The sequence below is a fragment of the Pedobacter sp. PLR genome, from assembly GCF_026239675.1.
GTDB lineage: Bacteria > Bacteroidota > Bacteroidia > Sphingobacteriales > Sphingobacteriaceae > Pedobacter.
In genome coordinates this window covers 112,208-128,171 of record NZ_JAPIVQ010000008.1, presented here as the reverse complement: position 1 = coordinate 128,171, position 15,964 = coordinate 112,208, and the positions used below count along the sequence as shown (strand labels likewise).

General features: G+C 42.1%; 11 protein-coding genes. 7 read left to right on the top strand and 4 right to left on the bottom strand.

The features are described from left to right. Positions 1 to 41 precede the first annotated feature (41 nt). Together ccoS and OQX61_RS19765 are read right to left on the bottom strand one after the other, a co-directional pair. Entirely contained in the window at positions 42 to 227 is a 186-nt protein-coding gene (gene ccoS, locus OQX61_RS19770) for a cbb3-type cytochrome oxidase assembly protein CcoS (protein ID WP_265843535.1), read from the bottom strand. Beyond that, the gene (locus OQX61_RS19765; RefSeq protein ID WP_265843534.1) at positions 224 to 2,623 is read right to left on the bottom strand and encodes a heavy metal translocating P-type ATPase metal-binding domain-containing protein; all 2,400 of its coding nucleotides are present in this window, start codon (positions 2,621 to 2,623) and stop codon (positions 224 to 226) included. Before OQX61_RS19765 ends, ccoS begins: the two co-directional genes overlap by 4 nt. Before the next feature lie 209 nt (positions 2,624 to 2,832). Here OQX61_RS19765 and OQX61_RS19760 point away from each other — a divergent pair, with 209 nt between their 5' ends. Genes OQX61_RS19760 through OQX61_RS19740 form a run of 5 tightly spaced genes read left to right on the top strand, consistent with a single transcriptional unit; the run spans position 2,833 to position 11,969 of the window. Continuing rightward, entirely contained in the window at positions 2,833 to 4,068 is a 1,236-nt protein-coding gene (locus OQX61_RS19760; protein ID WP_265843533.1) for a Pycsar system effector family protein, read from the top strand. Positions 4,069 to 4,074: 6 nt separating this feature from the next. Continuing rightward, positions 4,075 to 6,072 carry a polyphosphate kinase 1 gene (gene ppk1, locus OQX61_RS19755; RefSeq protein WP_265843532.1) on the top strand — a complete coding sequence of 666 codons (1,998 nt, stop codon included), beginning with the start codon at positions 4,075 to 4,077 and terminating at the stop codon, positions 6,070 to 6,072. 14 nt (positions 6,073 to 6,086) lie between these two features. Continuing rightward, on the top strand, positions 6,087 to 6,968 hold the full coding sequence (locus OQX61_RS19750) for an SdiA-regulated domain-containing protein (protein ID WP_265843531.1): 882 nt from the start codon (positions 6,087 to 6,089) through the stop codon (positions 6,966 to 6,968). Between the two features lie 20 nt (positions 6,969 to 6,988). Continuing rightward, entirely contained in the window at positions 6,989 to 9,349 is a 2,361-nt protein-coding gene (locus tag OQX61_RS19745; RefSeq protein ID WP_265843530.1) for a GAF domain-containing protein, read from the top strand. Between the two features lie 7 nt (positions 9,350 to 9,356). Beyond that, positions 9,357 to 11,969 (top strand): BamA/TamA family outer membrane protein, encoded by a 2,613-nt coding sequence (locus OQX61_RS19740; protein ID WP_265843529.1) that lies wholly within the window; start codon positions 9,357 to 9,359, stop codon positions 11,967 to 11,969. Between the two features lie 102 nt (positions 11,970 to 12,071). Here OQX61_RS19740 and OQX61_RS19735 read toward each other — a convergent pair whose 3' ends face one another. After that, positions 12,072 to 12,917: a S1-like domain-containing RNA-binding protein gene (locus OQX61_RS19735; RefSeq protein WP_265843528.1), complete on the bottom strand. Its 846-nt coding sequence runs from the start codon at positions 12,915 to 12,917 to the stop codon at positions 12,072 to 12,074. An 86-nt stretch (positions 12,918 to 13,003) separates the two neighbouring features. Between OQX61_RS19735 and OQX61_RS19730 the strand changes: the two genes are divergently transcribed. Both OQX61_RS19730 and OQX61_RS19725 read left to right on the top strand, forming a co-directional pair. Beyond that, positions 13,004 to 13,636: an ATP-binding cassette domain-containing protein gene (locus OQX61_RS19730; RefSeq protein ID WP_265843527.1), complete on the top strand. Its 633-nt coding sequence runs from the start codon at positions 13,004 to 13,006 to the stop codon at positions 13,634 to 13,636. Then, positions 13,630 to 14,721: a hypothetical protein gene (locus OQX61_RS19725; RefSeq protein ID WP_265843526.1), complete on the top strand. Its 1,092-nt coding sequence runs from the start codon at positions 13,630 to 13,632 to the stop codon at positions 14,719 to 14,721. The genes OQX61_RS19730 and OQX61_RS19725 overlap by 7 nt, the downstream gene beginning before the upstream one ends. 30 nt (positions 14,722 to 14,751) lie before the next feature. Here the strand turns inward: OQX61_RS19725 and OQX61_RS19720 are convergent, their stop codons facing one another. Beyond that, entirely contained in the window at positions 14,752 to 15,963 is a 1,212-nt protein-coding gene (locus OQX61_RS19720; RefSeq protein ID WP_265843525.1) for a HesA/MoeB/ThiF family protein, read from the bottom strand. Position 15,964 lies beyond the last annotated feature (1 nt).

Below are 15,964 nucleotides of genomic sequence, written 5' to 3'. Positions count from 1 at the left end.
TTAGGTCGGTGTGCTTAGGTACAGAATGACATCAATTGTGGCTATGTGTGATCTTCATCACTTTTTATCTCTTCCTTCTGATCAGGAAGCTCATCATCAAAGAGAATCCGGACGGCGGGAGTATAGGTGTCGTCATTTTGACCCGTCTTGCTGGCCCAGAAAAAAGCGGCAAGAAAAATCAAAGCCAATAGGATACTAAAGCCGATCAGGAGGTAGAGGATGTTCATAAGAGCTGGTTTTTTTTGGCATACAGTCGCACTGCAATGCTGGTGAACAGGATGATCGTGATGGTGCTAATCGGCATCAATACCGCTGCAATCAGCGGAGAAAGCATGCCTTGTACGGCAAAATACAAGCCGATTGCGTTGTAAGTCAGTGAGATCCCAAAGCTGATGTGAATCACTTTTACGGCATCTTTTGCCTGTTTGATAAACATAGGGATCTTTTGAAAACCAGCACCGTCCAGAATGGCATCGCAACCAGGGGAGAAGTTGTTGATGTTATCGGTTACCGCAATACCCAGGTCGCTTTGTTTTAAAGCTCCGGCATCATTCAGCCCGTCGCCAAACATGAGTACCTTTCTTCCGGAATACTGCAGGTTACGGATGTAATCCAGCTTGTTTTGCGGACTCTGGGCAAAATGCATTTGCTGTGCCCTTGGAAAGAAGGGGATCAACGTTTGTTTGTCCTGATCCTGGTCGCCGGATAACAGGTGTAAATCTGCATCTTTTCCCAGTTTGAAAATCAGGTCTTTAAATCCGGATCTCCATTGTTGTTTGGAGCAGAAAAACCCCAGGTACCTGTTGTTGATAATGATATGAACAGCGGCACCTTGTGCAGGAGTCTTCATTTTTAAGCCAAGGAAAGAAGCACTACCCAGTTTCAGTTCATTTCCATTGATGTTACCTGTAATTCCGCGGCCCACCTTTTCCATGTATTTTACAGCTGTATATCTGGAAGGTCTGTTCAGCCATTTCACCAGCTCCCTGCTTAAAGGGTGACCCGAGTTCCTGGCCAGGTCGTTTACCCATTGTTTTTCTTCGTCTGTAATCTCTCCTTCAAAGGTAAAACCTGTGTTTTCCGGATTGGTAATGGTCCCGGTTTTATCGAAAACAAAGGTGTTGATACGCGCCAGTTCTTCAACTACAGCAGTGTTTTTAAGGTAAAACTTGTTTTTATCGAAGATGCTGAGTACGGCTGAAAGGGTAAAAGGAGAGCTTAAAGCCAGGGCACAGGGGCAGGCGATAATCAGGACTGCAGTAAAAGAAGCCACTGCTTTTGTCGGGTCACCATGGAGCATCCACCAGGCTGCGGCGCCAATGGCGATACTCAGTAAAATGATGCTAAAATACTTGCTGGCCCTGTCAGCAAAGGTCCTGATCATGGTTTTGTCGCCAAAAAAGGCCTCGTTATTCCACAGTTGAGTGAGGTAACTTTGGGATACGGGCTTGACGACTTCCAGCTCAATTGCCCCTTTTAATTGTCTTCCGCCCGCATAAACGACTTCACCCAGTATTTTTTGCACCGGTATAGATTCTCCGGTTACAAAGCTATAGTCCATTTCTGCTTCTCCTTTTAATAAGATGGCATCTGCCGGAATGATTTCATTGCTGCGGATGAGGATTCTATTGCCTACTTTCAATTCGTTTAATGGGAGTGGTTTTTCTTTTTCTCCTTCGATCAGGGTGACTGCAACGGGGAAATAAGAACGGTAATCTCTTTCAAATGAAAGGTGATGGTAAGTATGTTGCTGCATCCATTTCCCGATCAACAGGAAGAACACGAGTCCGCAAAGCGTATCTACAAATCCAGCTCCGGTATTACCTATGATTTCCACTATTGAGCGGATAAACATCACGGCAATCCCTAAAGCCAATGGAAAATCAAGGTTTAAAATGCCGTTTTTAAGGTTGGTCCAGGCAGAAATGAAATAATCACGACCACTATAGAATACTACAGGGACCGCAAAGGCCAGGTTTAGCCAGCCAAAGAAGGTCCTGAACTCTTGTTCCAGCGCACTCAATCCGAAGTAATCCGGGAAGCTCAGCAACATTACGTTTCCAAAGCAAAAACCTGCTACGGCAATTTTGCGGATCAGGTGGCCTTCCGAATGATCTGATTGTTGTTTTTTGACCACATCCTGTAGGCTGATGAGGGGCTCATAACCAATAGAAGCGAGGATTTCTATCAGTTTCCGTAAGGATAGCTCCTGATTTTTGAAGGTGACGACCACCTGCTTTTTAAGGAAATCAATCCGGGATTGCATCACACCAGGATTGATCTGATGTAAATGTTCGAGCAACCAGATACAGGAGCTACAGTGAATGGCAGGGATATAAAGTGTGATGACACTCACCTTATCATCGCTATAGTCCACTAACTTCGCGGCAATAGCCGTTTCATCCAGGTATTCAAAATGTGAGCTGGTGTTTTTCTGTGTTTGTCCGGGTACATCGTTGTACGCGTAGTAGTTACCCAGGTTGTGATTCGAAAGCAATTGATAGACACCTTTACAGCCCAGGCAACAGAAAGATCTGCTGTCCAGTAGATAAGGCGTATTTGGAAGATCATCACCACAATGATAACATTGGGTTTCCTGGGCTATGTTTTTTTCTTTAATCATAGGGGCAAATTGATGCTGTCAAAGTTCTATCTTCCCCCCAGGTTTAAATATGATGATGGTCACGTTATGCCCTGATATAAATCAGAAAAACGTTCGTAATGACATCTTTTAAACTTTCTATTTAATATGAAAATTAAAACCCTCATATTTATATGATCAACCACAAATAGAACAAATTGTTTTATGAATGAAAAACAAATAAATACTGCATGAATTACAGGGAGATATTAGATCAGTTAAGGCTACATGTAGCAAGTGTATTTCAGGCACAAAGTGATTCCAGACTGATTTACCACAACTTAAATCATACGGAACAAGTGGTAGAAAATGCCGTCAAAATTGCAAACCATTACCAACTTACTGATGAAGATTTCTTCGTGGTGGCTGCTGCAAGCTGGTTTCACGATCTGGGATATTTCTTCGATTGTGCACATCATGAAGCCAGTGGAGCGGGTCTTGCAGGTGACTTTTTAAAAGAAAAGGGCGTTAGTGAGGAGGTGAATATTAAAATAGTGAAGTGTATCCTCGCCACTAAAATGCCTCAGCAACCGGAAAGTTTACTGGAGCAAATTGTATGTGATGCTGATTTGTACCATTTAGGAAGCGATAGCTTTAAAGAAAGAAATAAACTGATGCGTAAGGAAGCGGAAGCTTTCTGTGCTAAAGCATTGGATAAAGATGAATGGAGACTGAAAACCATTCAATTGTTTAAAACACACCATTACCATACGGCCTATTGTCAACAACTGCTGAATGCAAAAAAAGCAGAAAATCTGGCCGCGCTGGAGAATAAAGCCGAAGCAGCAGAAAAGGTAGTGGAGAATCCTTCGGTATTAATCTCAGCAAATCCGACTATTATAACGGAAAAGACGATCCCTTTGGAAGTAAAAAAAGAAAAAAAGAAAAAGAGTGACCGCCCTGATAAAGGAATTGAAACCATGTTCAGGATCACTTCCGGAAATCACCAGAGGTTGAGTGATATGGCGGATAATAAGGCGCATATTATGATTTCCACCAACTCCATTATCCTGTCGGTGATACTGAGTATCCTGTTGCGGAAACTGGAAGATAACCCACATTTAATCATTCCCACTTTGATCTTACTGATCATTTGTGTGGTGACTATGGTGTTCTCTATTTTAGCTACCCGTCCATCCATTCCAAAAGGGGTATTTACTCCTGAAGATATCGCTCAGAAAAGAGTAAACCTCTTGTTCTTCGGTAATTTCTATAGAATGTCTCTTCCGGAATATGAAGGAGGGATGCTGAAAATGATGGAAGACCGTGATTTCCTTTATGGAAGCCTGATCCGGGATTTATATGCTCAGGGTGTGGTTTTAGGTCGTAAATACCGCCTTTTAAGGGTTGCCTATAATGTGTTTATGTTTGGAATTATCGCCTCTGTACTGGCCTTTATTACGGCATCAGTTTTAGTTACCTTATAAGTCAATATGGACGATGCTGTTTATTTTAACCGGGATTTAAGCTGGCTGAGCTTCAATGAGCGCGTGCTCATGGAGGCAGGAAGACCGGCAGTACCCATTTTAGAAAGAATCCGCTTCCTGTCGATCTATTCTTCTAATCTTGATGAATTTTATCGGGTGAGGATGCCCGTTATGATGTGGGATTATGAGCTGGCAAAAGCGAAGATAGATCAACAGCAACAACGCTATGGCGAGATTATCGGAACACAGATTTTACCTGCACTGGAAGCTCAAAAGGTATATTGGCTGTATAATAAACCAATTCCAGCGGCTATTTCCGGAAAGGTAACAGAACTCTTTTTCAATGAGGTACTGGCTTATATCCATTCGGAATGTATTGATCGGGGACTGGCAGATTTCTTTGCTGAAAATAACAAGCTCTATCAGGTGGTTGTGCTGCGAAACCCCGCAGGAGAGGAGCGTATGGAGCTGATCAGTATTCCTTCCGAAGATTTACAACGTTTATATGCGATTCCGCTTGATGGAGCGCAGTACGTGGTTTTTCTGGAAGATATCATCAAATATAATCTCTCTTACTTATTCCCTGATGATAAAATTCAGGGGGCTTATAACCTTAAAATCACCCGTAATGCCGCATTAAAAATCGGCCAGGATTATTCCGAAGACATTACTATTGCCCTTGAAAAACAATTGGAAGCCCGTGATTTTGGCTTTGCTACCCGTTTTCTTTTTGAGCCGGGAATCCCCTTAAGAAACCTGTACCGGGTCATTTATGCACTAAACCTGCAAAAAGCAGCTCTAGTACAGGGAGGAAGCTATCATAACCTGAAAGACCTCAGCGCTTTTCCTTTAGATGAAACCATTTTTGGCTATCCCAAATGGCCAGCCTCAAGGGCAGTAAAGATTGCAGAAAAAGAAACTTTATTCGACCATATGCTCCGTAAGGATATACTGGTCAATGTCCCCTATCAGAACTACGATGCGGTATTGCGCTTTTTCAATGAAGCTTCGAATGATCTCCATGTCAACGAGATCTATGTAACTTTATATCGGGTTGCCCGCAATTCAAGAATTGTAAACGCATTGATGACCGCTGCTAAAAACGGTAAAAAGGTGGTCGTGCTGGTTGAGCTGAAAGCCAGATTTGATGAAGCAAATAACATCAAATGGGCCAAACAAATGAAAGCAGCAGGGGTGAAGATCATCTATAGTAGTCTTGACCTTAAGGTTCATGCTAAGGTTGCCCTGGTGAAGAGGATGATCAAAGGAGAAACTCAATATCTGGGGCTTTTAGCTACCGGAAACCTGAATGAAAGTACCGCTAAATTCTATACTGATCATATCTTACTGACTGCTCATCAGCCGATGTTGCAGGAGCTGGAACTGCTGTTTGATTTTTTGAGCAGGAAAGATAAGACCGCCCTGGTAGAAGAGCCAATTGACTTTAAGCACCTGCTGGTTGCGCAGTTTAACCTGCATAAAGATTTCCTGGACCTGATTCAACGCGAATTAACCCATGCGAAGCAAGGTTTACCTGCCGCGATTACGATCAAACTGAACAACCTGGAAGAGCAGATCCTGATCGCTAAATTATACGAGGCCTCACAGGCAGGAGTCAAAATACAGCTGATCATCCGCGGCATCTGCTGCCTGGTTCCCGGACAACCAGGGCTCAGTGAAAACATTAGGGTAAGAAGAATTGTAGATCGTTTCCTGGAACACGGAAGGATCTTTATCTTTGACAATAATGGCCATGAAGAAATGTATATGGGCTCTGCAGATTGGATGAACCGCAATATTTACAGCAGAATTGAAGTTTGCTTCCCTTTATATGACGCAGAATTGAAACGTCTAATGAAGGAAATTATTACCTTGCAGCTTCAAGATAACATTCAGGCCGTAAATATCAACAGCAAACTGCAGAATGAAGAAATCAATGGTTCGCCTGCAATACGTTCTCAGGAAGCTATTTATCATTTGTTACAAGCGTTTAATAAGGAGTAAATGGACCTATATTTATGAAAAGAATCTATACTAAATTATTATATATAATGCCTCTTGTGGCATTAATCGCGTTTTATGCGTGTAAACCCGCTGCTTCAAAATTTAGTAATCCAGTAGGTTATGACCTGGAGCATCCGGAGAAATTCAATATGCCGGAAAGCTTGCTGGAAATCTCAGGAATTGCCTTTTATAAAGGTTTACCAGATACCATCTATTCCATACAAGATGAAGAAGGTAGTGTATTTCGCCAAAAATGGGGTGTCAAACAGCAAAAGAATGTTGGTTTTGCGGGTAAAGGTGATTATGAAGACATCGCTATTTTCAGTGAAAAGGTATTCGTCCTAAAAAGTAACGGCCAGCTTTATTCCTTTCCTTTTTCGGAAACGGTAAAAGAAAAGACAGAGCAGCTGAAAATACATAAGAAATTGGTGCCTAAAGGGGAGTATGAAAGTTTATATGCCGATCCGGAAACCAATAAAGTCTATGTTTTGTGTAAATCATGTCCGGTAGATAAGAAAAAGAAAACCGTAACAGGTTATGTGTTAAACTACGAGTCTAAATTAGACAGCCTGATCCCGGAAAGTACTTTCAGCATTGACCTGGAGCAATTAAAAGCACTCAATCCGAAGTTAAAAGCAAGTCTGAGTCCTTCGGCATTAGCGAAAAATACAAAGACAAAAGAATGGTACATCCTCGCGTCCGCCAATAAACTATTAGTTATTGCAGATGAAAACTGGAAAGTAAAAGAAGTACACCGCCTGAATTCTTCCATATACAATCAACCGGAAGGCATAGCTTTTGATAAAGATATGAACTTGTATATTTCCAACGAAGGGGATGAACTGACCAATGGAAATATCCTTAGGTTTAAATACACGACATCAGTAAAAAAGTAAAACAATAAACAGCACGAAAAATGCAAGCTATCACGCTGGATTTGAACAATAGTATTACTGGCTTAAAAGAACGTCCCCCATTGGGAGCAGAGATTAAGTTGTCTTTGCAGCCGTTTATCACTTTCGTGGAAGAGAAGGCAAATACTGAAAAGACTGCGAAAATTAACTTCTACCGCTATATTCTTGAACAATTTAAACAATATCCTGAGCTGAAGGATCCCATTCCAATGGAGAATGTCCGGAAGTATAATACCTTGTTTGAATTGATTTATACCGCATTATCACCTATTATTAACGAAGAAAAAGAACATTTCTGGGCGATTAGTACCCCATTGATGCCTTGCTTTCATTATGGTACCAACGCATTCTATAACGTATTGCTGGAGCCTTCTACCTGCACCTTAAAAGCCGACCTGTCACTTCCTTCAAAATCAGAAATGAAGAAAAGCCTGCTGTCTGCATTTTATAATATGGTGCTGCACCGTTTTTATAACTTTTCATTAACAGCCAACGAGTTTACGGTAAATTCAATTGTTGATCCGGAAACAAAACTGACTAAATATTACCGCTTAAATGTGGATACGCGGTTTCTTACGATTACCGCAAATGTGGAATTGCCGGAGTATGACCTGAATATTGTGAAGGATTATATCCAGGATGAGACCAATACCCTCGATATACTGACTAAGCTGATCCCACCTGACATTTTCACGGTTGAGGGTATTTCTATCGTAACCTTAACCGATGTAACAGGGGAGTATGCGCTGGAATCGATTAAGAATGTGATGATTGATCATCACGAATCAAAGAACGTAAACTATGGTAAGGAGATCAGTAATGCCCTAAAAGCATTGGCAGGGTCTGAGCATCTGGAATTCGGTCTGCTGCCTTATCTGAAGTTAAATAATAAGCTTCTGATCAATGAAAAGTCTGGCTTTCATAGCATCCTGATCAAGCTGGCTGAAGAGGCCGGATGGAAGGATGAGGAAGAATTTGACCTGGTACAGGACTATTTAAAGCATCCAAGAACATTGATCTTTCCAGAAATCACAGCCGAAGAACAGGAGAAATATCCGATACTTCGTTTGTTATGGGCAAAAGGAATCAAGTCCTATGCTTTATTTCCTTTGTATTATAATGCGAAACTGGCAGGCTGCCTGGAATTGTATACTAAAGAATCCAGTCATTTTAATGGCAATGCCCTCACCAAGTTAGACCTTGCTTTTCCTTTATTAGCACAGCTATATCAAAATATTATCGCCGATTTCAATCAGGAAATCGCGGAGATTGTAACCGATAAGTTTACGGCCTTACAGCCTTCCGTACAATGGCGTTTCAATGAGGCTGCTTATCATTACCTCCGCTCTGGCGGAAAAAAGCGTAACCTGCCTGTAGAACAGGTTTTCTTTAAGAATGTACACCCTTTTTATGGGGCTGTAGACATCAGGAATTCCAGCATATTGCGAAATATGGCAGTCCGCAAAGACCTGAGTGTGCATTTTGAAATGCTTCAAAAGACACTGGATATCATTAAAAAGAAAGTATGTGAATCGCTGGAAGATGAGCTTCCTAAAAAGTACGAAATCTGGAGTCAATCCAGGTTTGAAGACCTGACCGACCGCGAGATTCTCAAAACAGAAGATTACCTCCAAAGGCAGATTCCTTCGGCTTTAGTGCATTTAAAAGACACCCATCCGGAGCTGAAGCCGATTATAGACGAGTACTTTACCTGGACTGCTGTAGACGGAAAAAGCTATGAGCACCGCGACAGGTACGAAAAGAGCCTTCAGATGATCAATCTGGCAGTAACCAGGCATTTAGATGTGTTTAACAGAGAAATTCAGGAGATTTATCCTTGTTATTTTGAAAAGTTTCGCACCGATGGGGTAGAATTTGACATCTATTTAGGTCGTTCTATTGCCCCGGATACCGATTTTTCGGAGGAAATCCTTTATCAATTCCGGCTGAAACAGCTGAAAGTACTGGCAGAAGTGGCACAAACCAGTCATAGTTTAGCCCCTTACTTTTCTTTACCACTGGAAACTACGCAATTGATTTTCGTCTATGAGAAGCTGATTGACATCAGTTTCAGGATCGATGAACAACGCTTTGATGTAGAAGGTAGCTATAATATCCGCTACCAGATGGTCAAAAAACGAATAGATAAAGCCCATGTAAAGGATACTACTGAGCGCATTACCCAACCTGGAAAAATAGCCATCGTCTATTTCAACAGCTGGGAAGCCAGGGAGTATCTCGGATATATCAAAACGCTTCAGGAGATTGGTTTGTTGAACGATGACCTGGAGTATCTGGATATTGAAGAATTGCAAGGAGTAGAGGGATTAAAAGCCCTCAGAATAGGAGTAACGCTTAAATAAATTCAATATGCGTTTTAAAAAGGAGCTGCAAGCGGCACTAATCATTAATATGGCGCTTGGAGCCATCCCTGCTGTGGGTTTCGCACAACGCACAGTAAAATCAGATTCTATTACCGTAGCCATCGCGCCGGAATATGATAAAGTCAGTAATTTTCACCGGTTTTGGTTAGGAGAAAGCTATCGTAAGCTATGGGCAACGCCTGTAACCTTGCGGATTATGGAGCTCCAAAAGGAAAAAGGCGGACTGAAAATCACCAAATTAGGTGGTGGTATGCAGACCCGTTCCCTACGTCTGGCAGATCCAACAGGAAAAGAATGGGTATTGAGAACCGTTCAGAAATATGCAGACCGGAGCTTGCCGGAAAACCTGAGGGCAACCATTGCCAGAGATATTACGCAGGATCAGGTGTCTACCAATCACCCTTTTGCAGCCTTAATTGTGCCACCATTGGCAGCGGCACTGGAATTACCACATGCAAAACCGGAAATGGTGTATATAGCTGATGATCCGGGACTTGGCGAATACCGCAAGGACTTTGCAAATGCAGCCTATATTTTCGAAGAAAGATCCCCTTCTGAGGAGAAAACCGACAATACAGAGAAGGTACAAAAGAAAATCCAAAAGGATAATGATACTAAGGCAGACCAGAAACTGACCCTTAGGGCGCGTTTGCTGGATTTCCTGTTGGGAGATTGGGACAGGCATGAGGACAACTGGCGTTGGGCCGGTGATAAAACCGTAGATGGAACCACTTATACGCCGGTACCCCGCGACCGCGACAAGGTATTCTATAAAACTTCCGGGGTATTTCCCTGGATTCTGAGCCACCAATGGCTTAAATCTCACCTGCAACCCTATTCTCCAACAATCAGAGATGTAGACCACTGGAATTTTAATGAAAGATATTTCGACAGGTACTTCCTGAATGAATTAAACGAAGAAGACTGGAAAGAAGCCGTGAAAGAGGTGCAGGATAAGATGACGGATGAACTGATTGCTAAAGCCTTCAGGGAAATGCCTGATCCGATCTTTAAGCAATGTGGTGCTGAGTTGATTGCCAATTTTACCTCCAGAAGAAATCAACTGGAAGAACTGGCCTTACATTACTACCGTTTTCTATCCATTAATGTAGATATCCCTGCTTCCGATAAGACGGAATACTTCGATGTAAAACAGGAAGAAGATGGAAAAATCAAACTACATGTATTTAATATCAAGAAGGATGGCAGCAAAGGACGTCGCTTTTTTAGCCGTACTTTCGATCCTCAGGTGACCAAAGAAATCCGTTTATTCGGATTAGGTGGCAAAGATGTTTTCAATGTGCAGGGTAAAAATGAATCGCCGATAAAAGTGAGAATGATCGGTGGAGCTGAGGTTGATGACTTTAAAATAGCCGAAGATGTGCCAAATAAATCAGGACTCTTCATCTACGACCGTTCCGATGAAACGAATATACTTCCCCAAAAAGGATATGCTAAACTAAGGCTGGCTAAAGATTCAGCAGTCAACGAGTTCAATAAAAACGGCTTCTTATACGATAGGAAAGGGATTCTTTTTGATGCGAATTACAATATCGATCAGGGAATTCAGGTTGGATTGGGCTATATCTTAGAGAAACAAGGCTTTAGAAAATCGCCATATGCGTCTAAACAAGAGATCTGGGCGCATTATTCTACCGGAAGAAAATCCTTTATTCTGGACTACAAAGGCGATTTCAAGAAAGCAATCGGCAATAACGACCTTAACATCGGGATCAATATGTTAGGTCCTAATAACCTGAGTAACTTCTTCGGTTTAGGGAATAACACAGTTTATCAGAAAGATGATCATGATGACCTACCCGGCGCTCATGAACGGGAAGATGGGATCTCTTATTACCGTAACCGATACAACTACCTGAATGCCAATATTAAGTTGAAAAGGGCCCTGGATAAGTCATGGACGGTAGAAGCTGGGCTGTTATTGTCTTACTATACCAGTGACCGCGAGGAAAATGAGGAACGCTTTTTGAATGATTACGATGCCTTACATCCAGATCAGGAAGTGTTTGCTAACCGCTTCTATGCAGGTTTAACCGCAGGTTGGGCCTATGATACCCGTAATAATATTGCGATCCCTACGAAGGGGGTTTTCTGGAAAACCACTATTTCTGCGCAACAACGCGTTAATGGGGGGGACGAGCGTTATGGTGTCCTGAATACGGAATTCCGCTTTTACCTGAATCCGGGGAAATCAGGGTTCGTGATCGCCAACAGGATTGGTGGCGGAACTACAGTAGGAGATCCGGCATTCTTTCAACACATTCAGCTGGGTGGTGTAAACAGCCTTAGAGGCTTCAACAGCAGACGTTTTACAGGGCGTACGGGTTTATATCATAACCTGGACCTGAGAATGAAGTTGTTTAACTTTACTTCATACCTGGTGCCCGGAACAGTAGGCATGATCGCTTTTAATGATGTGGGTAGGGTATGGCAACCAGGAGAATCCAGCGGCAAGTGGCATCAGGGCTATGGTGGTGGATTATATGTGATGCCAGGGGATCAGTTCCTGATTCAGGGAACACTGGGCTTCTCCAAAGAAGCGACAATGCCTTATTTCTCTGTAGGATTTAATTTCTAATCAGGTATTTTATGTTCTGGTAGAACACAAGAGTTTTAAACCCAAAAAAGCCGGTTCTTTCTGGAAAGAACCGGCTTTTTTGGGTATTATATGGAAAGAAGCTTAGTCTGCTTCTTCGTCTACGAATAACTTGATTTCGTGATCAGAGATGGTGATTAAACGGTCTCTGTATAAACCACCAATTACTTTCTTGAAAGCACTTTTGCTGATTTTAAAACGGTCGTAGATATCATCCGGTGCACTTTTGTCACCTAAATGAACGATACCACCACAAGCTTTCAGTTCATCCAGGATCACGTCTTTGTTCTCCAGGATATGACCATAACCCATTGGTTGAAGGCTTAAATCTATTTTACCTTCTACACGAATCTTTTTGATCCATCCTTTTCTGACTTCTCCGGGATTTAACTGGTCAAACAGTTCGTTAGTATACAACAGACCAATGTATTTATTGTCTACAATGGCATTGTAACCCAGATCAGAGCGGTCAATGATCAATAAACTCACTTCATCACCTTCTTCAAGGTCGATGTCCTGATCTTCCACATAGTTAGTTAAGCGGGAAGAGGCTACCATACGGTCATTGCTCTCATCCAGGTACACATAAACTACGTGGTTATCACCTTTAAACATCGGGCGTTTCTGCTCACGTTGAGGAACATAGATGTCTTTGTCGATACCAAGATTCATGAAAACACCATCTTCACCATCATCAACAACAGTTAGGTAAGCGAAATCACCTACGCAGGCTAAAGGTTTTTTAGTAGTACCCATCAATCTGCCGTCTTTGTGCATATACACGAAAACATTGATGTTTTCCCCAACTTCGATGTTTTTAGGGACATCTACGTATGGTAAAAGCACCTCTTTATCACCTTCGGTTAAGATGAGGCCGTGTTCAGTTTTATTTATAATTCTTAGATCGTTATATCTTCCTATTTCTATCATGTTCTTGCAGGCATTTTTGCAAAGGTAGCGATATAGGCAGTAACATATCTATGATAGCCGCATCTAAATGTAAAAAATAAACGAAATTGATCAGACTCGCGTTACAGGATATTGATAAAAAGTACGGGAATCATACTATATTTTCTTTTGAGAAATGGGACCTTGATCATGGTGTTTACTGGCTTAAAGGAGGAAACGGCACCGGGAAGACCACCTTGTTTAAAATGATTGCCGGACAAATTCCTTTCGAAGGTATGCTGACTTTAAATGACATTAGTCTTAAAAATCAGCCGGTTAACTATAGATCCATGATCAGTTATGCGGAGGCCGAGCCGCAATATCCATCCTTTATTACCGGAAATGAACTGCTAAACTACCATATTGATGTTCGCAATGCGGGTAAGGAGGCTTCCGTATTATTAGTGGAAGCCTTAGGTATGAGCCGTTTTATGGACCAAAAAGTAGGAAGTTATTCCAGCGGAATGCTCAAAAAACTCTCCCTGATCTGTGCATTTGTTGGCGATATACAACTTTATATCCTCGATGAGCCATTGATTACCATAGATAAAGATGCCGCAGAGGTACTTTATCAGCTCATTAAAACCTACCATGAAAAGGGTTGTTCCTTTTTGCTTTCCTCTCATCAGGAACTGGAAATGAATCATTTGCCGATAAAGCAGGTGTTTAAAATTGTAGACCGTCAGCTACAGCCATGCTAAAACTGATCTTAAAAACCTTAAGCAAAGAGTTCTATGCGGCACATGCCGGCCTCTTTCTCTTTGGTTTTTACCTGGCTTTTGGGGTGGTAGAAGGTTCGCAGCTGTTGAGTTACCATAAAACATTAATGTTGATGGTGTATTCTTCTCCGCTGATCCTGGCTTCTGTATTTTTGTTTTGGCTGCTTTATGTACTCAAATGCTTGTTTTTCATTAGAAAACAATTAAAGTTAGCGCAGTATCATTTTGTGTTTCTTTTGGCAACTGCCGGGAAGAAAAAGCAATTCAGACTGTGGCTGAAGGTGTATGTTGTGTTGCTGTTACCAATTTTAGGTTATATCATCCCCTTCATTTATGTAGGGCTAGCCGAAAGGCACTTTATCGGGGTATTGGCCACGATTAGTTTTGTAATCATTCTGTTAAGTACCGTATCCGGATATATGTTCCGGATCATTAATTATAGCCATGTTCCGGTAAAGGTTTATTTTTCCTTCCCTTGCCCCCAATTGAAGAAACCTTACTGGACATGGCCTTTATATTACCTGTTAACCGGGCAAACGCTCATGCTGTTCGGGAGCAAAATCCTGTCTTTTTCTTTGTTTACCCTGGTGATGTGGGTGTTTGCTGATGTCTCAAAAGATCTGAGGGTGGCCTTGATCGGCATATTAGCAGCAGTACTTTCTCATAGCATGCTCATTCAGGTGATGCTCAGACAAGAAATGGATCAGCTTTCGTTTAGCAGGAGCCTGCCGATAAAGTTAAGGACCAGAATAGGGCAGAATCTGCTTGTTTTTCTGGTTCTTTTTCTACCCGAGATCTTCTTTTATCTGTACCGGTTTGACTGGCAAGTCCAACCCTTTTTAGTCGGATTACTGTTTGGAATGGCCGGATTGATGACCTTAAGAATGGTGCTGTATTGGATTAAACTAGACCTGGACCGCTACTTCAAATGGCTATTGGCTTTCTTCTTTGTCAACATGTTTGTGATCCTGAGTGGTTACGCAGTAGCCTTTAGTCTGTTGATGTTAAGTGCTTACTTTCTTTACTTTTTCTTCTTTTATTACCGGACTGACCTTCAGGAAGTATAAAGCGTTTTTATCTGAACTAAAGCATGAGTATTATTGGTTTAACAAGCTGACAATAAATAAGTCTTCTGTTCTTTTTGTGCCGACAATTTTTGTGGCCATCCTGCTTTTTCCGCCGGAAGTACAGCAAAATACCAGGCGGTTTTGAAAAGGCAACCCGTCGATTTTCTCCGCCAGATCATATAGCGAAATGTGAATCCCACCAATGTTGTGCGCTTCAAATTCATGAGCTTCCCGAACATCTATCAGGCAGAAAGGCACCTTGTTTTCTTCCCAGTCCAGGAGTTCTTTTGGAAAAACTTCCTGATACACCACCGCTTTATTTTTACTTTTTTGTTCAGGAGGATTGGTACTCAGGGCTTGCTGTTTTGTGTCCGTTTCCTGTTGATTTGTACCCAGGTCCTGTTGATCTGTAACCAGGCCCGGCTGACTGCTGTCCAGGCCTTGCTTACCGGTATTAAGATCAGACTGATCAGTTTTGTTTCCCTGCTTAGCGGTTGTTTTAAGATCCTTTTCAGGGTCTTGATTTTCTGGTTGAATATTGAAGAGCTGCATATCGTTGTTTAGTGCATTGAAGATAAGGAGTTTTCCGGAAAGACAATCGCCAAAACCACAGATAACTTTGATTGCCTCATTGGCCATGATACTTCCAATAATACCTGGCAAGGGACCAATTACACCACTATCACCACAATTTGGGCTGTCCTGACTTAATGGAGGTTCAGGGTAACAACATCGATAATTGGGACCTCCCTGATAATTAAACACAGAAACCTGCCCTTCAAAACGAAAAATAGAACCAAATACCAGCGGTTTTTCAAGGGAAACGCAACTGTCATTGACAAGGTAGCGCGTAGGGAAATTGTCCGAGCCATCAATTACAAGGTCATACGCCCTGATCATATCAGCGACGTTTTCTGCGCTTATATGAAATGGATAAGCCTGTAATTTTAAACCAGGGTTTAGCAGTTTTAGCCGCTCTACAGCGGTTAAAGCTTTGTTCATGCCGATGTCCCGTTGCTGAAAAAGGATCTGCCTGTGTAGGTTGCTTTCTGCTACCGTATCCCCGTCGATGATCCCGATTTCACCTATGCCGGCACCGGCAAGGTAGAATAGGAGGGGGCAGCCCAGTCCGCCGGCACCAACAATTAACACCGAAGCTTCTTGTAGTTTTTGCTGCCCTGCTATACCCAATTCTTCCAGCAAAATCTGCCTGTTGTATCTTCTAAGTCCTTCGTTTTCCATT

Excerpts from the sequence above, each read along its gene's own strand:
- ccoS (WP_265843535.1), bottom strand. The coding sequence starts at position 227 with ATGAACATCCTCTACCTCCTGATCGGCTTTAGTATCCTATTGGCTTTG.
- OQX61_RS19765 (WP_265843534.1), bottom strand. The coding sequence starts at position 2,623 with ATGATTAAAGAAAAAAACATAGCCCAGGAAACCCAATGTTATCATTGT.
- OQX61_RS19760 (WP_265843533.1), top strand. The coding sequence starts at position 2,833 with ATGAATTACAGGGAGATATTAGATCAGTTAAGGCTACATGTAGCAAGT.
- ppk1 (WP_265843532.1), top strand. The coding sequence starts at position 4,075 with ATGGACGATGCTGTTTATTTTAACCGGGATTTAAGCTGGCTGAGCTTC.
- OQX61_RS19750 (WP_265843531.1), top strand. The coding sequence starts at position 6,087 with ATGAAAAGAATCTATACTAAATTATTATATATAATGCCTCTTGTGGCA.
- OQX61_RS19745 (WP_265843530.1), top strand. The coding sequence starts at position 6,989 with ATGCAAGCTATCACGCTGGATTTGAACAATAGTATTACTGGCTTAAAA.
- OQX61_RS19740 (WP_265843529.1), top strand. The coding sequence starts at position 9,357 with ATGCGTTTTAAAAAGGAGCTGCAAGCGGCACTAATCATTAATATGGCG.
- OQX61_RS19735 (WP_265843528.1), bottom strand. The coding sequence starts at position 12,917 with ATGATAGAAATAGGAAGATATAACGATCTAAGAATTATAAATAAAACT.
- OQX61_RS19725 (WP_265843526.1), top strand. The coding sequence starts at position 13,630 with ATGCTAAAACTGATCTTAAAAACCTTAAGCAAAGAGTTCTATGCGGCA.
- OQX61_RS19720 (WP_265843525.1), bottom strand. The coding sequence starts at position 15,963 with ATGGAAAACGAAGGACTTAGAAGATACAACAGGCAGATTTTGCTGGAA.